This window comes from Bacteroides thetaiotaomicron VPI-5482, from assembly GCF_000011065.1.
In the GTDB taxonomy this organism is placed as follows: Bacteria; Bacteroidota; Bacteroidia; order Bacteroidales; family Bacteroidaceae; genus Bacteroides; species Bacteroides thetaiotaomicron.
This window is the reverse complement of sequence record NC_004663.1, coordinates 2,508,943-2,528,064: the sequence shown is the minus strand read 5'-3', so window position 1 is coordinate 2,528,064 and position 19,122 is coordinate 2,508,943. Positions and strand designations below refer to the sequence as shown.

The window sequence follows — 19,122 nt, the reverse complement described above, 5'->3', positions numbered from 1 at the left end:
CACTTTTAGGTACGACTTTTTGTGTTATTAGCACATTTTTATGCATGACTTTTTGTTCTTTTCTATTCAGTTGCTTATATTTGCAGTTCATAAATCGTTGATTATAAAAGAATAAATATGAGAAGAGATGCAATGCAACAGTTATATGACTGGAAGGAGAAGACAACACGGAAACCTTTGATTGTTCGTGGTGCCCGGCAGGTGGGGAAGACATGGTTGATGAAAGAATTTGCATCATCAGCTTACAGACAGTTTGCTTACATCAATTTTGAGGATAACGAAGTGATGAAAGATGTTTTTCAGAAAGACTTTGATGTCGAGCGCATTCTGATGGCTATTCAATTAGTGACCGGCATCGTAGTAGATACTGAGACATTAATTATTTTTGATGAAATTCAGGAAGCGCCTCGCGGATTGACGGCATTGAAGTATTTTCAAGAAAAAGCTCCTCAGTATCATGTGGTTGCAGCAGGTTCCCTCCTTGGCATTGCCATGCATAGCAATGATTCTTTTCCCGTCGGGAAGGTCGATTTTATGGATTTATATCCTCTTTCTTTTTCGGAGTTTTTGGAGGCTGTCGGGCAAGAGGCTTTTGCCCGTTTACTTGCAAAAAAAGACTGGGGGCTGATCGCTGCTTTTCGTTCTAAATTGATAGATTTGCTCAAACAGTATTATTATGTCGGAGGAATGCCTGAAGTTGTGAATGCCTTTATTAATCATAAAGACTATGCCGAAGTGCGACAGCTACAGCAGACAATTCTGGATTCTTATGATCGTGATTTCTCCAAACATGCTCCTATTGCCGAAGTGCCTCGGATTCGTATGATTTGGCGTTCTGTTCCGGCTCAATTGGCTAAGGAAAATAAGAAGTTTATTTATGGTGTCGTGAAGGAAGGAGCCAGAGCGAAAGATTTTGAGTTGGCTATTGAGTGGCTGATTGATGCAGGACTTATTTACAAGGTTAGCCGAGTGAAAAAAGCCGGAATCCCATTGTCGGCTTATGAGGACTTTTCGGCATTTAAATTATTTTTGTTAGATACCGGATTAATGGGAGCTATGAGCGGGCTTCCACCGCAAGCGTTATTGGAGGGGAATGTGTTGTTTAGTGATTATAAAGGAGCTATTACAGAGCAGTATGTATTACAACAATTGAAGTCAGTGAAAGGACTGAGTATTTACTACTGGTCTTCGGATACATCCAGAGGAGAACTGGATTTCCTTTTACAAAAAGATGTTAGCGTCATCCCTGTTGAAGTAAAAGCTGAGGAAAATCTGCAATCGAAGAGTTTGCGTTTCTTCGTAGAGAAAAATGCGGGATTACACGGAGTACGATTTTCTATGTCAGATTATCGGAAGCAAGAGTGGATGATTAATTATCCGTTATACTCTGTCGGATATATTCTCTAATATACTCCCAAACCTTTGGATGCAAGAAGTATCTTACATCTTTCTTCTCATCAAGTGCCTGACGGATAAACGTCGAACTTATTTCAAAGGTAGGCGAATGGACCAGACGGACTGTTTCGGGCAGCCCGTTTTCATTTACCGGAAATCCGGGGCGGGGATAGATAAGAATACGGTTTTCTTTGATGATGCGCTCCGATTGATACCAGCGGTCGAAGCGGGCCCAGTTATCCGAGCCGATAATTAAGTAGAAGTCCCGTTCCGGATAGGTTTCATGTAGCTTTTCCAACGTATGTACGCTGTATGAAGGGCGGGGCAGATGAAACTCGAAGTCTGAAGAGCGGAAGCGGGGATATTCTTCTGTGGCAAGTTCTACTAACCGGAGACGCAGGTCGTCAGGCCATAGCTCCGTCCCTGCTTTCAGCGGGTTTTGCGGGCTGACCATAAACCAAACTTCATCCAGTTCTTCATATTCGCAAAGATAGTTGGCCAAGGCCAGATGTCCGATGTGTACCGGATTGAATGACCCGCTGAAGATTCCGGTTTTTAGTTTATTGCTCTCTGCCATTCTCATCTTCTCGTTTTTACTTTTTTCTTCTTGATGCCTTCTTATCTTTCTATTCTTTGTTCTTTTTTTGCTCTTTTGGGTTCTCTTTTAGACTTTCTTTTTCAGCCTTGACTTTCTGTCATCTTCTTGGCTTCCCTTTCCATTCTCAGCTTTTTTCTCCATTTTGGAAAAACGATAGCCTGCCTCACAGCAATTAAGAAAAAGATGCCGGCGGCAATCCAAAAATGCAGATAAAGTGAAAGGATGCCGAACACTATATCTACAATGCCGATAATGCCGCACAGATACATGAATTTTTCGGTCGATCCCTCCTTCTTTTCTATGCTCTCTATTCGTTTTTTCAGAGATTCTTTCATTCCTTATTCAGAAATTCTTTGATAACCTCCAGCGTCTCAGCCTTTGCCGCTTCCAGATCATCATTCACGATGACACGATCAAACTGGGGAGCAAAAGTCATTTCGTATTCCGCCTTTGCGATGCGGCATTCGATTACTTCGGGCTCATCCGTGCCCCGACCCGTCAGCCGGCAACGGAGTTCTTCGATGGAGGGCGGCTGTACAAAGATGGACAATGCACGCTCACCGTAATACTTTTTGATGTTGCATCCGCCTACTACATCCAAGTCGAATACTACGTTCTGCCCCTTCTCCAACTGCTTTTCCACTTGTTCTTTCAGCGTTCCGTAATACCGATCCTTGTATACTTCTTCGTATTCCAAAAACTCGTTGTTCTCAATGCGACAACGGAACTCTTCGGGAGTAAGGAAGAAATATTCGACCCCGTGTTTCTCCGTCCCGCGCGGTGGGCGGCTGGTTGCAGAAATGGAGAACGCGAGATTTAAGTTCTGCGTCAGCAGATAGTTGATAATAGTCGATTTGCCCGAACCGGACGGGGCAGAAAAAATAATTAACTTGCCAGTCATTTGTTTAATTGAGAATTGAAAGTTGAAAACTGAAAATGTCGACATTTTCAATTTTCAACTTACTATTAAATAATTACATTACGTTCAGCACCTGTTCCTTGATCTGTTCCAGTTCATCTTTCATTTGCACAACGATTTTCTGCATTTCGGCATGGTTGGACTTGCTGCCAAGCGTATTGATTTCCCGTCCCATTTCCTGAGCGATGAAACCGAGCTTTTTGCCTTGTCCGTTGCCGCTTTCCAGCGTGCTGATGAAATATTTCAGGTGGTTGGTGAGGCGTTGTTTTTCCTCGTTGACATCCAGCTTTTCGATGTAGTAGATCAGCTCTTGTTCCAGTCGGTTCTTGTCATAGTCCGTGTTCAGCGTCTTTTCGAGCGCGTCGGTGATACGTTCCTTGACTTTCTCCACCCGTTCTTTTTCGTAAGGAGTTATCTTTTCGAGCAATAGTGCGATGTTAGCTATCTTTTCGCGGAACTTCTTTTCCAGTGCGGCGCCTTCCTGTTTGCGGAAGTCTACCAGATGACCGATTGCTTCGAGAACGGTGGCACGTACCATTTCCCATTCTTCTTCCGTCAACTCTTGGATTTCAGTCTTAGACATAACGTCCGGCATACGGAGCAACGTCTGAAACCAGTCGGTGGGGACGGGGATGCCGAGATTTTCCGAGATCGCCTGAATCTGTTTGTAGTAGCCTTCCACCAACACTTGGTTGATAGGAGTCGCGCTTTCCGCACTCTCTTTTTTCTCTATCCAGAGGCTGAAGTCCACCTTTCCACGCTCCAGCACTTTGGAGATTTCGTTGCGGATCTCGATCTCTTTTTCACGATAAGCCGGAGCGATGCGAGTGGAAAGATCCATTGCTTTGCTGTTGAGCGACTTGATTTCTACGTTTATCTTTTTATCTGGAAGTTCGGCCGTAGCTTTGCCGTATCCTGTCATCGACTGTATCATATACTTAAAGTTTTGTGCAAAAGTACACGAATATTTTAAGAATTGGAAATAATCATGTAAATTTGCGACAATTTAATAAGCTGATTTTTATGTCGTGTATACTGAATATTGAAACCTCTACCACTGTTTGCTCGGTAGCGGCAAGTCAAGACGGACAGACGATTTTTGTGAAAGAAGACTTGAAGGGCCCTTCACACGCCGTGTCTTTGGGAGTATTTGTTGATGAAGCGTTGTCGTTCATTGATAGTCATGCCATACCTTTAGATGCAGTTGCAGTGAGTTGCGGTCCGGGATCATACACAGGATTGCGGATTGGAGTTTCGATGGCAAAAGGCATTTGTTACGGACGGAATGTACCCTTGATCGGTCTTCCTACGCTCGAAGTGCTGAGTGTGCCCGTGTTGCTGTATCACGATTTGCCGGAAGATGCGTTGCTCTGCCCGATGCTCGATGCCCGCCGTATGGAAGTGTACGCTGCCGTTTACGACCGTGCCTTGAACGTGAAGCGTGCTATCGCCGCCGATATTGTCGATGAGAATTCCTATCTGGAGTTTCTGAACGAAGCGCCCGTTTATTTCTACGGAAATGGAGCCGCCAAATGTCGTGAGAAGATTACGCATCCGAATGCGCATTTTATCGATGACATCCATCCGTTGGCGAAGATGATGTATCCGCTGGCAGAAAAAGCAGTTGCCAGAGAAGACTATAAAGATGTGGCCTACTTCGAACCTTTCTATCTGAAAGAATTTGTAGCCTCGTTGCCGAAGAAGTCGCTTCTTGAATAACGCACTTCAGTAGAAAAAAGTGCCTCAGTAAGTGAACCGCCTTTGGCGGGAAACAGTGATTAGTGAGTGACCGTCGTCCTCCGACTTTTAATTTTTAATTTCAAAACTTTTAATTTAAAAGATGCAATACAATACCCAGCAGAAAAGAATGCCGCTTCCCGAGTACGGCCGCAGCATACAGAACATGGTAGATTATGCGTTGACCATTCAGGACCGTGCCGAGCGTCAGCGTTGTGCTAACACAATTATCAACATTATGGGAAATATGTTCCCCCATTTGCGTGATGTGCCCGATTTCAAGCATAAACTTTGGGATCACCTGGCCATCATGTCCGGTTTTGAGCTGGATATTGACTATCCCTACGAAATCATCCGCGAAGACAACCTGGTGACCAAGCCGGAACCGATCCCATATTCTACTACCCGCATGCGCTACCGCCACTACGGACACACGCTGGAAGTGCTGATCAAGAAAGCCTGCGAACTTCCCGAAGGAAACGACAAAAGAAATCTGACAGCCATGATCTGCAACCACATGAAGAAAGACTACATGGCATGGAACAAAGATACCGTAGACGACCGCAAAATTGCGGAAGACCTCTACGAACTTTCCGGCGGCAAACTACAACTGACAGACGACATCATCCGACTGATGGCAGAACGCCTGAACCAGAACTACCGCCCAAAGGTGAACTACAATAATAATCGGAATAATAATCCGCGGAGAAGATATTGAAGTATTAGGTATTAAGTATTAAGTATTAGCGCGGCGATGTTGTTTGCTGTATGAGATTTTGCACTTGCGGTCTAATACCTAATACTTAATACCTAATACCTAATACTTATTACTTAATACTTAAAATAAATGGCTTCATTTGTAATTGAAGGAGGACATCGGCTTAGCGGGGAGATTCATCCGCAAGGGGCCAAAAACGAAGTTTTGCAGATTATCTGTGCCACGTTGCTGACTGCTGAGGAAGTGACGGTGAACAATATACCTGACATTCTGGATGTCAACAATCTGATTCAGCTTATGCGGGAGATGGGAGTGACGGTTGCAAAGGAAGGCATTGATACTTACAGTTTTAAGGCGGAGAACGTCGATCTGGCTTATTTGGAGAGTGATAAGTTCTTGAAGAAGTGTTCGAGCCTTCGGGGGTCGGTGATGCTGATCGGTCCGATGGTGGCACGTTTCGGGAAGGCGTTGATCTCGAAGCCGGGCGGAGATAAGATTGGTCGCCGTCGTCTGGACACCCACTTTGTGGGGATTCAGAATTTGGGAGCTGACTTCCGTTATGACGAGTCGCGGGGCATCTATGAGATAACGGCCGACAGGCTTCAAGGCAGCTATATGCTGCTTGATGAAGCGTCCGTGACCGGTACAGCCAACATTCTGATGGCTGCCGTACTGGCAAAAGGCACTACCACCATTTACAATGCCGCCTGCGAACCCTACTTGCAGCAGCTCTGCCGTATGCTCAACCGGATGGGAGCAAAGATCAGCGGCATCGCTTCCAATCTGCTCACCATCGAGGGCGTGGAAGAACTGCACGGCACACAGCATACCGTATTGCCCGACATGATTGAAGTCGGGAGCTTCATCGGCATGGCTGCCATGACCAAAAGCGAAATAACCATTAAAAACGTTTCCTACGAGAACCTCGGCATCATCCCCGAAAGTTTCCGCCGGTTGGGCATCAAACTGGAGCAGAGGGGAGACGATATCTACGTCCCCGCACAGGAAACATACGAAATAGAATCATTCATCGACGGCTCCATCATGACCATTGCCGACGCCCCCTGGCCGGGACTGACACCCGACTTGCTGAGCGTGATGCTTGTAGTGGCCACCCAAGCCAAAGGAAGCGTACTGATCCATCAGAAGATGTTCGAAAGCCGCCTGTTCTTTGTAGACAAGCTCATCGACATGGGGGCTCAGATCATCCTTTGCGACCCTCACCGTGCCGTAGTAATCGGACATAACCACGGCTTCAAGCTGCGCGGCGCCCGACTGACTTCGCCCGATATCCGTGCGGGGATCGCCCTTCTCATCGCCGCCATGAGCGCCGAAGGAACCAGCACGATCAGCAATATCGAACAGATAGACCGTGGCTACCAGAACATCGAAGGACGACTTAACGCCATCGGCGCCAGAATCACTCGAATATGATAAAGAAAGAAGAAGTATATAAAATCGGACTATTCAACAAGCCGCACGGCATTCACGGCGAGTTGCAGTTTACCTTCACGGACGATATCTTCGACCGTGTGGACTGCGATTATCTGATCTGTTTGCTCGACGGTATTTTCGTACCGTTTTTCATCGAAGAATACCGTTTTCGTTCGGACTCCACCGCACTGGTGAAGCTTGAAGGCATAGATACGGCGGAACGCGCGCGTATGTTCACCAATGTCGAAGTCTACTTCCCGGTGAAGCACGCGGAAGAGGCGGAAGACGGCGAACTGTCGTGGAACTTCTTCGTCGGTTTCCGCATGGAAGACGTTCGTCACGGCGAGCTGGGCGAAGTGGTCGAAGTGGATACCGCTACGGTGAACACCCTTTTTGTGGTCGAACAGGAGGACGGAGAAGAACTCCTCGTCCCTGCACAGGAAGAATTTATAGTGGAAATCAATCAGGAAAAGAAGCTCATCACAGTCGAGCTTCCCGAAGGATTGTTGAATTTGGAAGATTTGGAGGAAGATTAATAATTAATAAAGATGCCAAGAAAACGGAGTAAAGCATTTTGGAACAATTTCAAGTTCAAGTATAAACTCACCATTATCAATGAGAATACGCTTGAAGAAATCGTGGGGCTTCGGGTATCCAAGCTGAACGGGCTTTCGGTGCTGTTGTCCGTGCTGGCGGTGCTTTTTCTGATTGCCGCCTGCATCATTGCCTTCACCCCTTTGCGCAACTATCTCCCCGGATATATGAACAGTGAAGTTCGCAGTCAGATCGTGGACAACGCGCTCCGCGTGGATTCCTTGCAGGAACTGCTCAACAGGCAGAACCTCTACATCATGAACATACAGGATATTTTCAGCGGAAAAGTGCCCATAGACAGCGTGCAGACGCTCGACTCGCTGACCGCCGCCCGCGAAGACACCCTGATGGAACGTACCAAACGTGAAGAGGAATTTCGCCGCCAATACGAAGAAAATGAAAAATATAATCTGACTACGATCGTTTCGCAGCCGGATGTCAACGGACTGATCCTGTATCGTCCGACCCGTGGAATGGTTTCCGACCATTTCAATGCCGATAAGAAACACTTTGGAACGGATATTGCTGCCAACCCCAACGAAAGCGTGCTGGCAACCATGGACGGCACCGTCTTTCTGAGCACCTACACCGCCGAAACCGGTTACGTGATAGGCGTACAGCACAGTCAGGATTTCGTCTCGATCTACAAGCATTGCGGCTCGCTGCTGAAAAAAGAAGGCGACCGCGTGAAAGGAGGCGAAGCCATCGCACTGGTGGGAAACAGCGGAACGCTCAGCACAGGGCCGCATCTCCACTTCGAACTGTGGTACAAGGGACATCCTGTCAATCCGGAGAAATACATCGTGTTTTAAAGCCAATGACGAGAAGTGGGATATACGATTATAAGTGACAAGTGACAGAGGAATTAGATAATAATGGATTCAGAAAAGAAGAATAAGAAGAAACAAATAGCTATTTTAGGCTCTACGGGCTCTATCGGGACGCAGGCGTTGCAGGTGATCGAAGAACACCCCGACCTCTACGAAGCCTATGCCCTGACGGCCAACAACCGGGTAGAACTGCTGATTGCACAGGCACGCAAGTTCCAGCCGGAAGTGGTGGTGATAGCCAACGAAGAAAAGTACGCCCAACTGAAGGAAGCGCTGAGCGACCTTCCGATCAAAGTATATGCCGGAATCGACGCGGTCTGTCAGATCGTGGAGGCCGGACCGGTAGATATGGTGCTGACGGCAATGGTGGGCTATGCCGGACTGAAGCCGACGATCAACGCCATTCGTGCCAAGAAAGCCATTGCGCTTGCCAATAAGGAGACGCTTGTGGTGGCGGGAGAACTGATCAACCAACTGGCACAGCAATACCACACTCCCATTTTGCCGGTGGACTCTGAACACTCGGCAGTCTTCCAGTGTTTAGCTGGAGAAGTCGGGAACCCGATTGAGAAGGTGATACTGACCGCTTCCGGTGGTCCGTTTCGGACCTGCACGCTGGAGCAGCTGAAGTCCGTCACCAAGACACAGGCATTGAAACATCCCAACTGGGAGATGGGAGCCAAGATCACCATTGACTCCGCATCCATGATGAACAAAGGCTTTGAGGTCATCGAGGCGAAATGGCTGTTCGGCGTGCAGCCCAGCCAGATCGAGGTGGTGGTGCATCCGCAGTCGGTCATTCATTCCATGGTGCAGTTTGAGGACGGTGCCGTCAAGGCACAGCTAGGCATGCCGGATATGCGTCTGCCCATCCAGTATGCGTTCTCGTATCCCGACCGTATCTGCTCTTCTTTCGACAGGCTCGACTTCACCCAGTGCACGAACCTGACGTTCGAGCAACCGGATACGAAGCGTTTCCGCAACCTTGCCCTGGCTTACGAGGCGATGTATCGGGGCGGAAATATGCCTTGCATTGTCAATGCCGCCAACGAAGTAGTGGTAGCCGCTTTCCTCCGGGACGGCATCAGCTTCCTCGGTATGAGCGATGTGATCGAAAAGACAATGGAACGTGCCGCGTTTGTAGCCGCTCCTGCTTACGACGACTATGTGGCTACCGACGCTGAAGCGCGGAGAATAGCTGCGGAGCTGATTCCGTGATAGCACCGGAGCTGATTTCGTGAACAATGAAAAATATAAATAAGTAATATAAATTAGAAAGCGCCTCGGTTTTCCTCTTATGAGCAGAGGGTTTGGATGAGGCTTTAAATTGTAAATAGACTATATGGAAACATTTTTAATTCGTGCCCTGCAACTGATAATGAGCTTATCCTTGCTCGTTATTATTCATGAAGGCGGGCATTTCCTTTTTGCCCGGTTGTTCAAGGTGCGTGTAGAAAAATTCTGCTTGTTCTTTGACCCGTGGTTTACCTTGTTCAAGTTCAAACCCAAGAGAAGTGATACGGAGTATGCAGTAGGATGGCTGCCGCTGGGCGGTTACGTCAAGATAGCCGGAATGATAGACGAGTCGATGGATACCGAACAGATGAAACAGCCTGAGCAGCCTTGGGAGTTCCGTTCCAAGCCGGCTTGGCAACGTCTTCTGATCATGGTGGGCGGTGTGCTGTTCAACTTCCTGTTGGCGCTCTTTATTTATTCAATGATTCTTTTCGCTTGGGGCGACCAGTATATAAAGGTCCAAGAAGCTCCCCTTGGTATGGACTTCAACGAAACGGCGAAAGCGGTCGGTTTTCAGGATGGCGACATCCTTTTGTCTGCCGACAATGTGCCTTTCGTACGTTATGACGGCGATATGCTGAGTCAGATAGCCGATGCCCGTGAGGTATCAGTGCTTCGTGACGGCAAGAAAGCCTCCGTCTACATTCCCGAAGACATGATGCAGCGCCTGATGGCGGACAGCGTTCGTTTCGCTTCTTTCCGTTTCCCGTATGTGATTGACAGCGTGATGGTTAATTCTCCCGCTGCGCAGGCAGGCATTCTGCCGGGCGACAGTATCATCGCATTGGACGGAAAATCCATCTCCTTCTCTGATTTCAAGCAGACGATGGCGGAACGCAAGAAAAACGCCGAAGCACTTCTGAAAGACAGCATCGACCCTCGTCTGATTACGCTGACGTATGTGCGTGGCGGTGTGACCGATACGACTTCCCTGCGTGTGGATTCCGCTTATCTGATGGGCGTAGTTGCCAGTCTGACAACGGATCGTCTGTTGCCTATGGTGAAAAAGGAATACACATTCTTTGAATCTTTCCCCGCAGGCGTATCTTTGGGTGTGAAGACATTGAAAGGATACGTCGGCAACATGAAATATCTCTTCTCGAAAGAAGGAGCCAAACAGTTGGGCGGCTTCGGCACTATCGGAAGCATTTTCCCTGCTACGTGGGACTGGCACCAGTTCTGGTACATGACCGCCTTCCTTTCCATCATCCTTGCCTTCATGAACATTCTTCCGATCCCCGCATTGGACGGCGGACACGTGCTCTTCCTCTTCTACGAGATGATAGCCCGTCGTAAACCGAGTGACAAGTTTATGGAGTACGCTCAGATGACCGGTATGGTGCTTCTGTTCGGCTTGCTGATTTGGGCAAACTTCAATGACATATTGAGGTTCTTCTTCTAAGCAGGGACCGGCAAGGCATACACATCCGTCTTCCCGCGTGCAGACCGGAAGTTGTCAGAACAGCAATCCCGGCGACAGCGGACTGCTGGCGGATAAAAGGAGGACGTCGGCGATGAAGCAATGTATATTGCTGAAATACAGTAAAATAGAACGTACTATTTATCATATATAGAAACGGCGCTTTAACACTACGTTAAAGCGCCGTTTCTATATACGATAAATGCCTTAGTCTGCCAACGATGATACGCCCTTTCTCCTTTGGGCTCTCTGGATGCCCGGAGACGAATGTTAAATCATTAACATTCTCTGGGTTAGCCAAAAAGCTGGTTGGGCTCTATATCGCACGGTTTTGAGCTAAATGATAATCAATAGTATCTTGAATGGGGCTGACTAAAAAGTCAATAGTATCTTAAATCTCCTCCTTCGGGAAGGAGGAGTACCCGTAGGGGGAGGTGGTAGGTGAACACATAACCCTATCATTACAAAGAAATAGGAATAAACATTCTTTTTCCTACCACCTCGGTCTTCGACCACTCTTCCCGAAGGAGGAGATTCGAGATAGAATCGACTTTTTAGTCACCCCCAATGGAGATACTACTGTTTGATTCATTTTCCGTTCGGAAAGAAACAAACTGGAAACAACCAGTTTTCCGGATTGATCCCATTTTCTTCTCCCATGATTTTCGCTTCGGATGACAGAAATTTCTGTTCGTCATGACTGATTCGTTTCTCTTTTCAGCGTAGACGGTTGCGACAACCGCAGACTGCTGACAATCGCCGCCACAACAGCAAACCCACTTCCGACCATGAGGCAGACCGCCGTACTCCGGTCGTGCACGACAAAACTGAAAAGCAACGCTACCAACGTAGTACCGAACGTTTGTCCCAGCAACCGTGCCATCCCCAGCATTCCACTTGCACCGCCCGAACGTTTCGTTGGGGCGGAAGAGATAATCGTACTGTTATTGGGTGTCTGAAACAATCCGAAACCGGCTCCGCAAAGCATCAGACGAAGAATTATACTGATATCGGACGATTCGGCAGTAAGCCCCGAAAGTGAAAAAAGTCCGACAGCAAACAAGGCCATCCCGATACTCCCCAATATCCCCGGATGAATGCGTTCCACCAGATAACCTGCCAACGGTGCCGTCACAAGAGTCGCCAACGGCCACGGAGTCAGCAGCAATCCTGTCATGACCTCGCTGTGACCCAACGTATTCTGAAGGAAAAACGGGAGAGATACCATGGCCGCCATCTGAGCGATAAACGAACAGATAGACGTCAGAATCGAAAGCCGGAAAATCGGTATCCGCAATAAGTCCAGTGGCAGCAACGGAGTCGTCTGAGTCAGTTGCCTCCGTACGTAAAACGTTCCTACGATGGCCAATATGATCAATTGCAGCACAAGGAAATCCATCTCCTCATGATGCGCAAATCCGTCCAGCGTATAAATCAGTAACCCGAATGTGACCGCATTGGCTATCGCACTCACGAAGTCAAACTTCCGCTTCGACCGCTCTTCCTGTCTCGGCAAATGCTTGATTCCCAGCAGCAGTGCCGTAATCCCCAGCGGTACATTGATGGCAAACAGCCAGTGCCAGCTGGCTATCGAAAGTATGCCGCTTGCCACCGACGGACCGGCAGCCGCCGATATCGCCACTACCATCGCATTGATTCCCATTCCCCGCCCAATCTGGCTTTTCGGATATACGTAGCGCAACTGCGCCGTATTCACACTTGTGATGGCCGACGCACTGAATCCCTGAAAGATACGTGCAATCGTCAGCGTCCAGAATGAATCGGACAAGGCGCAAATCAGCGAAGTGATGCAAAACAGCCCAATGCCCGACAGGAACACTTTCCGATAACCGATAATCTCCCCCAAAGAAGAGAAAGACAGCAGCGAAACAACGATCGCCAACTGATAACCGTTTATAATCCATGTAGTTACAGCAGGCGAAGTTCCGAAATCGTGCGAAAGCGTAGGGAGTACGATGTTGATAATATTCACGTCGAGCACCGACATACAAAGTGCAAATCCGATGGAAACCACCGCCCAGATACGTCTCGGCATTGGCAGTCCATCGGTTTCATCTATAGAAGTGGTATTATTGGCTTGTATCATAAAAAACTTATTCTTGTAGAACCTTATTTTGTCTGTAAATGTAAACAAAACAAAGAAGTACGTGTTTCAATCTTCTTTGAAATATAAGTTTTTTTAGCGCAGGAGACAACGCCCGCAGCAGTTCATAGTAGACCACGCCCACAACAATTCGCAGCAGCTCCCCCCGCACTAAACTAATACAAAACCTCCCCCACCATTATTACCTATAACCTATTACTTATTACCTATTCTCAATATCCTCTGATTGCTGCTTCCCCGAAATTCCAGATAAGGCGAAAAGAGCGCCTGTTCGAAACGCCCGTCCACCAGCACATCTATGTAGTCGAGCACAGTCTTCAAACGCGGATTAGCTAGAATCTCTTCGTACGTATATCCCGTATAGCACCAGATATTCAGCCCCGTTTCCTCCTTTACCCTTTTGACGAAAAGCAGGAAAGCCTCCGGATTATAAAACGGATCTCCTCCCGAAAAAGTAACCCCGTCCAGCAATGGATTGGCTTTAATCTCCCGAATGATCGATTGAATCCTTTCCTCCGTCAGCAGTTCTCCCGCCCGCGGATTCCAGCTCTCCGGATTGTGACAGCCGACGCAGTGATGAGAACACCCCGCAAGATAAATCGAATACCGGATGCCTTCACCGTCAACAATCGTTTCGGGATAAGTCGATAATAAGTGGAGAACTGAAAGTGGAGAATTGAGAGTGTTCATCTTAAAATAAAAATAAATGGGTATAAATAATATACAAGAAGGAAGAGTAAAGCCCCGCCCGCCATCACACAGCGCAGCCAACTCTCAACTCTCCCTTCTCAACTCTCAACTTTTATAAGTGCTTCACACGATCCTTTTCTTCCGCCCGTTTGGCAGAGTTCCAGGAGCTGAGGTCACCTGTCAGGTATCCGGTGATGCGACGCATACGTAAGATGTTTTCGCTTTGGCATACCGGGCATTTATCGAAGATTACTCCTTTGTATCCACAGTTGTGGCAGGTATCCACCGGATGATTGATGGAGCCGTAGCCGATGCCCTCGTCGTGCATGACCTTTACGATCTTCGCAATGGCACGTACATTCTTCTGAGCTTCCCCGTCCAATTCCACATACGTAATGTGCCCGCCGCGGGTAATGGCGTGGAAAGGCGCTTCGCACCTGATCTTTTCGGTGATGCTGATCGGTTCCTTCACATCCACATGGAAGGAATTGACGTAGTAATCGCGGTCCGTCACGCCGGGGATTTTGCCGTATTTCCGGCGGTCTATCTTGGTGAAACGTCCCGAAAGTCCTTCGGCAGGTGTGGCAAGTACGGAATAATTCAGGTTATATTTCTCTTTATATTCGTCTACCACTTTGTTCATTTCCATTACAGCTTCGTACAGCGTGTCCCATGCCTTCTGGCTGTGTCCGTGACCTTCTCCGTAAAGTGCCACCATTGCATTGTGTCCGCCGATAAAGCCGATGCCCAGCGTACCGCTGCGTAACGCATCGCCCACTTGCTCGTTCGGATTCAGTGCGCCGCCGCCTTTCCATACGTCATTTCCCATCATGAAGGGGAACTGGCGTGCCAGTGCGGTGCGTTGATACTGGTAGCGCTCGTACAGCTGATCGGCTACAAGAGTCGCCATATTGCGGACTGACTCCATGAAAATCTCTTTCGCTTTCTGTTCGATGGCATCCTTGTTGCGTTCACCCTCAATCAGATTTTCCGCCTTGATGCGTGCTTCGATGGCGAGACGCGGCATGTTCAGTGTGGTGAATGAAAGGTTTCCGCGTCCCAAAGATGATTTTTCTCCTGCCACATTCTCAAATACACGGGTGCGGCATCCCATTGTAGCCAACTCGTAGATATACCGTTTCGGATCGTCCGCTTTCCATTTCTCGTTCTTGTTGAAAGGCGTGTCCAGGAACATGAAGTTCGGGAAAAGCGCTTTCGATGTAGTCTGACAAGCTCTTAGCAGCAGATCGAAGTTCGGAGCTTCGTAAGTTCCCCGCATGGCGTCTTCGATGTTTTCCGCCTTCATCGCTTTCTCGAAGTCCTTTTCGGAGTAAGAAACTCCGTCCTTTACTTTGAATATCTGGATCGGGAATACGGGGACTTCGCCACGTGTTCCGAGTCCTTCGATGGTGGCTTTCAGCAGTTCCTCGATCACGAGGCGGCCTTCGGCGGAAGTATCCGTTCCGTAGTTGATGGAGCTGAATACCACTTGGTTACCTCCACGGGAGTGCATGGTGTTCAGGTTGTGGATAAATCCTTCCATTGCCTGATGCGTATCCTTCTTTGTTTGCTGGTACGCTTTTTCTGCGATGCGTGTCAGGTGTTCCTTGTCTATAATGATTTGCAGGGCTATCAGGGCGATGCGCAATGTCTCGCGTTCTGCTTCGGTCGATTTGATAGAAGGCAGATGTTCCTTGATTAAGGTGCGGATTGCTTTTTCGTCCGCCTGTGTTCCGTTCTCCATCGCCACGTAAAAATTGATGAACGAAGCCAGATGTTTGCGGAAAGACTTTGCCACTCCTTTTGCCATGAAGAAGTCGAAGGCGGGGATTGCCTGTCCGCCGTGCTGCTCGTTCTGGTTGGTCTGGAAGATGATGGTGGCAAGCGTAGCATAACTTTGGATGCTTTGCGGCGTGCGGATGCTGCCGTTCTTGGTGCGGAAGCCACGTTCAAAGAGATCGTCCATGTCATATTGGATGCAGGTAGTCGTCTTTGTAGGGTAGTAATCGAGGTCGTGAATATGGACATCGCCCAACTGGTGCGCTTCGGCAAAACGTTTCGGCAACAGATATTTATAGGTGTAGTCTTTGGTGACTTCCGATGCAAATGTCATCATTTGTCCGGCAGGCGTGTGGCTGCTCATGTTGGCGTTGCTCAGGTTCACGTCGTTCTTGTCGATGGCGACGATGCCGTCCATTACGTGCTTCATCTGGGTTTTCTTGTCCCGCTCCGTGTTCCGCCATTCGCGGTAGATGATGTACTTCTTGGCCACTTCGGGGCGTACCTTCATCAATGCCTTTTCTACTAAGTCCTGAATTTCCTCCACGGTGATCGTGGGGTTAGTGAACTGACTGATCACACTCATCGTAACGTCAGCAATCAGTTGCTGCTCGTTCTGAATCCCTGTTGCACTGAATGCTTTACCAATCGCATTCTTGATCTTACTAATAGAGAAATCTTCTCTTTTACCATCCCGTTTGATGATACAAATTTCCGCGTAGTTCATAACTTTAACTCCCGAAAGTGATTAATAATATGTTTATTTGACTCCGGCAGGTCTTCTGACTTATCCCTCCCCCGCAGCGCCTTCCCACATCTGCCGATGCAGTGACATAGTGTGCGGATTCACAGAGAATTACAGCAGCGGGTACTGTCGCCGATTTGCACAGCGTTCCCTCATTGACTAAACCTCTTTTTAGTTCCGAAATCGGATACAAAGATAAAGGATATTGTGATAGCTTGGATAGGATTTAACATTAAATTTCGGGAAACTTTTCTTTCTGCCTGATACAGAAAGTTTTCCGTTTTGGATAACTTTTAAGAAATGATTCTTGCAGGAAATATTAGTTTTTCTTCTCTGTTATATTGAAATAGTCGGACTCTCTTTTAAGTGTCCCATGCCCCATAAGTGTACTTATTAAAGGACTCACGCTTTTATCAGACTTAAAAAAAGATAGACTAAATGAAGATTTTAAAAGATTTGCATACTGGTAGAAAGAAGTTTTCCAGAGTTGAGCGGATGCATTTTTTGCAAGAGCTGGAAGAAGAACTGAAAGTTTATTATCTCTCCTATACAGAGACAGTAGATAGGCCTTATTCCGAACAGGAACAAGAGATTATTGTCCGGATTATCAAGATGCTGATTCGTCAGCTTCGGGGTACATCCAAGTTTCAGTTGTTTAGCAGGAGAGGTACAAGACGTAAGTCCGAAGATCCGGATGATGTGGAAGAGCGGGAAGAGCGGCGAAAGGAACAGACAGACGAGATACGTTTGAAACATACCAACCTTTACTCGTACAATCCTCTTTCCAAGAAGTATAAAGCGAGGAAAGAAGAACTGCTTCGGAACCTGAAAAGGGAGTTCTAATCTTCCGGATGTTTCATTGAGAACGTCCGGGAAGTAACAAATAAGAGTAGACCGGCAAATGCGTATGTATTGTGAGTCCCTTGCGTTGGGAGTGTAATTTAAACTCTGTCTGGTTTCTATTTCTTTTAAATCACAACAAATATAATTTTTTCTTTTTGGATTTACAAATGCTTCTTAAGGTAGTTTTTGGATGTGTGCAAGGGCGGCGAAGAATGAGCCGTTTATATACCCTTGCTCACATCCGGGAACTACCTTTTCTTTGCGTTTGAAAAGCAAAAAAGGGGAAATGGGTTATATCGCCAGAGGCATTCTCTCTCCAAACTTGATTCGTAGTTGCCCGGCAGTTAACGCCCAATTCTGGAGCGGTTGCGTCCATTTCTTGGAGATGTTCATCACAGCCAGGTAGATCAACTTCATCAATGCCATGTCATTGGGAAAGACACCCTTGGTTTTGGTCACCTTTCGTACTTGACGGTGGAAGCCCTCGACGGCGTTAGTTGTGTAAATCAGTCTTCGGATATGCTCATCATAAGCAAAATAGGCCGATAGATTATCCCAGTTTCGTCGCCATGATTCCAAGACAACAGGGTATTTTTTACCCCATTTATCTTGTAGTTTATCAAGGTTGAGCTCTGCTAAATCTTTATTAGGGGCTTGATAGACTGTTTTCAAATCTGCCATAAACTCTTTTTGATCTTTTGAGGCTATGTATTTCAATGAATTGCGAATCTGATGTATGACGCAGTTCTGGATGATTACCTCAGGAAAAATAGTGCTGATTGCTTCAGCAAATCCCGTGAGATTGTCAATGCAAGCGATCAGAACATCTTTCATGCCACGTGCTTTCAGGTCGGTCAAGACACTCAGCCAGAAATTAGCCCCTTCGCTTTCTGATACATACATGCCTATCAGTTCTTTATGGCCATCTTTATTGACTGCCAGAACATTATAGACAGCTCGACTTTCGGTACGACCACCATCCTTCACCTTGTAGTGCATTGCGTCAAGCCACACAATGGTATACATTGATTCCAGGGGGCGGCTTTGCCACTCCTTCACCTTGGGAACTATGCGTTCAATAATCTCACTTAGGGTGTTGTGGGAGATCTCAACATCATACATCTCCTCGATATGGGAGGAAATATCCCTAAGGCTCAAACCCATACCATACAGACTGATAATCTTGGAAGACATGTTGTCCGCAAGAATCGTCTCGCGCTTTTTAAGGATCTCAGGACTAAAGCTGCTGTGACGATCTTGAGGAGTCACGATATCAATCTCGCCGGCCATGGTTTTGACACGTTTGCTGCCACGACCATTCCGCTTATTGCCTTTAAGACGCTCTGAATCATCAAGGTGGGAGGACATCTCGCCATCTAAAGCGGCCTCTAAAAACTCTTTTAGCAACGGACCAAAGGCTCCGTCTTTGCCCGTGAGCGATTCGCCACTACGCAGTTGAGATAACGCTTTGTCACGCATCTGCTGATACTCTTCACTGTTTCTATCCATAATACAAAGATAATTGTTTGGGGACAGAGTTCAGATTACGCCCTCCTTGCGTTTGCTGAGCCTGCTCTTATTTGTTTTAGAATTAGCCAAGAAAAAATACCCTGACATGTAAATGTTTTAGTTTCATGCCAGGGTAATAATCTAATAGTTATTGTTCAGTCGGTGACTTTTATCAAGAGACCGTTTTAACAATATGCAATGTCAGTAACGGACGGAATATCCGATATGATGTGCTCCATACATTCTTTACTCCTTCTACTGCTATCGGATTGTTTTTAGACTTTTGAATGTATTTCAGCAGAACCTTCCGTTGCTGGCGATTCAAAATGTCTATGTTTGTAGCCCATAGCATAAGTCCTTCTTCCAACGTTGTCACTTCAAACTGATATGAGGCATTGTAATTACGAATATAGGTAATGAAAGTAAAGGTTGCTTTCTCTGATAGAGGAAACACTGTATCGCTCATGTCGGTTTCTATCATGTTTACATC

18 protein-coding genes and 1 riboswitch are annotated in these 19,122 nt (G+C 47.2%); of the genes, 9 read left to right on the top strand and 9 right to left on the bottom strand.

The features are described from left to right. Window positions 1–117 precede the first annotated feature (117 nt). On the top strand, window positions 118–1,407 hold the full coding sequence (locus BT_RS10190; protein ID WP_011108087.1) for an ATP-binding protein: 1,290 nt from the start codon (window positions 118–120) through the stop codon (window positions 1,405–1,407). Here the strand turns inward: BT_RS10190 and nadD are convergent. From nadD to BT_RS10170, 4 genes are all read right to left on the bottom strand, one after another. Continuing rightward, window positions 1,370–1,978, bottom strand: coding sequence for a nicotinate (nicotinamide) nucleotide adenylyltransferase (nadD, locus tag BT_RS10185; protein WP_008761100.1), 609 nt, complete (start codon window positions 1,976–1,978; stop codon window positions 1,370–1,372). The genes BT_RS10190 and nadD overlap by 38 nt on opposite strands. 95 nt (window positions 1,979–2,073) lie before the next feature. Then, a complete protein-coding gene (locus tag BT_RS10180; RefSeq protein ID WP_008761101.1) occupies window positions 2,074–2,328 on the bottom strand; it encodes a hypothetical protein in 255 nt (84 codons plus the stop codon). Beyond that, the gene (gmk, locus tag BT_RS10175; RefSeq protein ID WP_048695834.1) at window positions 2,325–2,894 is read right to left on the bottom strand and encodes a guanylate kinase; all 570 of its coding nucleotides are present in this window, start codon (window positions 2,892–2,894) and stop codon (window positions 2,325–2,327) included. Before gmk ends, BT_RS10180 begins: the two co-directional genes overlap by 4 nt. A 73-nt stretch (window positions 2,895–2,967) precedes the next feature. Beyond that, window positions 2,968–3,846 (bottom strand): YicC/YloC family endoribonuclease, encoded by an 879-nt coding sequence (locus tag BT_RS10170; RefSeq protein ID WP_008761103.1) that lies wholly within the window; start codon window positions 3,844–3,846, stop codon window positions 2,968–2,970. Window positions 3,847–3,935: 89 nt separating this feature from the next. Here BT_RS10170 and tsaB point away from each other — a divergent pair, with 89 nt between their 5' ends. The 7 genes from tsaB (at window position 3,936) to rseP (ending at window position 10,923) form a co-directional block, all read left to right on the top strand. After that, window positions 3,936–4,631, top strand: a complete 696-nt coding sequence (gene tsaB, locus BT_RS10165; protein WP_008766373.1) for a tRNA (adenosine(37)-N6)-threonylcarbamoyltransferase complex dimerization subunit type 1 TsaB — start codon at window positions 3,936–3,938, stop codon at window positions 4,629–4,631. Between the two features lie 121 nt (window positions 4,632–4,752). Next, complete coding sequence (locus BT_RS10160; RefSeq protein ID WP_008761105.1) at window positions 4,753–5,367, top strand: DUF4290 domain-containing protein; 615 nt, start codon at window positions 4,753–4,755, stop codon at window positions 5,365–5,367. 129 nt (window positions 5,368–5,496) lie between these two features. Further along, on the top strand, window positions 5,497–6,801 hold the full coding sequence (gene murA, locus BT_RS10155; protein WP_011108085.1) for a UDP-N-acetylglucosamine 1-carboxyvinyltransferase: 1,305 nt from the start codon (window positions 5,497–5,499) through the stop codon (window positions 6,799–6,801). Then, window positions 6,798–7,337, top strand: coding sequence for a ribosome maturation factor RimM (gene rimM / locus BT_RS10150; RefSeq protein WP_008761107.1), 540 nt, complete (start codon window positions 6,798–6,800; stop codon window positions 7,335–7,337). The genes murA and rimM overlap by 4 nt, the downstream gene beginning before the upstream one ends. Before the next feature lie 12 nt (window positions 7,338–7,349). Continuing rightward, a complete protein-coding gene (locus BT_RS10145) occupies window positions 7,350–8,207 on the top strand; it encodes a M23 family metallopeptidase (RefSeq protein ID WP_011108084.1) in 858 nt (285 codons plus the stop codon). Window positions 8,208–8,270: 63 nt separating this feature from the next. Beyond that, window positions 8,271–9,443, top strand: coding sequence for a 1-deoxy-D-xylulose-5-phosphate reductoisomerase (locus tag BT_RS10140; protein WP_008766370.1), 1,173 nt, complete (start codon window positions 8,271–8,273; stop codon window positions 9,441–9,443). Window positions 9,444–9,567: 124 nt separating this feature from the next. Continuing rightward, window positions 9,568–10,923, top strand: a complete 1,356-nt coding sequence (rseP, locus tag BT_RS10135; protein ID WP_008766369.1) for an RIP metalloprotease RseP — start codon at window positions 9,568–9,570, stop codon at window positions 10,921–10,923. A gap of 712 nt (window positions 10,924–11,635) precedes the next feature. Here rseP and BT_RS10130 read toward each other — a convergent pair. The 3 genes from BT_RS10130 to BT_RS10120 all read right to left on the bottom strand — a co-directional run bounded on the left by BT_RS10130 (window position 11,636) and on the right by BT_RS10120 (window position 16,262). Continuing rightward, window positions 11,636–13,048, bottom strand: a complete 1,413-nt coding sequence (locus BT_RS10130; protein ID WP_008766368.1) for an MFS transporter — start codon at window positions 13,046–13,048, stop codon at window positions 11,636–11,638. A 213-nt stretch (window positions 13,049–13,261) separates the two neighbouring features. Continuing rightward, window positions 13,262–13,756 carry an anaerobic ribonucleoside-triphosphate reductase activating protein gene (gene nrdG / locus BT_RS10125; protein ID WP_011108083.1) on the bottom strand — a complete coding sequence of 165 codons (495 nt, stop codon included), beginning with the start codon at window positions 13,754–13,756 and terminating at the stop codon, window positions 13,262–13,264. 112 nt (window positions 13,757–13,868) lie between these two features. Then, entirely contained in the window at window positions 13,869–16,262 is a 2,394-nt protein-coding gene (locus BT_RS10120) for an anaerobic ribonucleoside triphosphate reductase (RefSeq protein WP_008766366.1), read from the bottom strand. Between the two features lie 27 nt (window positions 16,263–16,289). Beyond that, a riboswitch (cobalamin riboswitch) is annotated at window positions 16,290–16,477 on the bottom strand. Between the two features lie 241 nt (window positions 16,478–16,718). Between BT_RS10120 and BT_RS10115 the strand changes: the two genes are divergently transcribed. Continuing rightward, window positions 16,719–17,123 (top strand): hypothetical protein, encoded by a 405-nt coding sequence (locus tag BT_RS10115; protein WP_008766365.1) that lies wholly within the window; start codon window positions 16,719–16,721, stop codon window positions 17,121–17,123. A gap of 291 nt (window positions 17,124–17,414) precedes the next feature. Here BT_RS10115 and BT_RS10110 read toward each other — a convergent pair whose 3' ends face one another. Both BT_RS10110 and BT_RS24585 read right to left on the bottom strand, forming a co-directional pair. Continuing rightward, a complete protein-coding gene (locus tag BT_RS10110; protein ID WP_225720450.1) occupies window positions 17,415–18,602 on the bottom strand; it encodes an IS256 family transposase in 1,188 nt (395 codons plus the stop codon). Between the two features lie 202 nt (window positions 18,603–18,804). Continuing rightward, window positions 18,805–19,113 (bottom strand): hypothetical protein, encoded by a 309-nt coding sequence (locus BT_RS24585; RefSeq protein WP_224200462.1) that lies wholly within the window; start codon window positions 19,111–19,113, stop codon window positions 18,805–18,807. Between the last annotated feature and the right edge of the window lie 9 nt (window positions 19,114–19,122).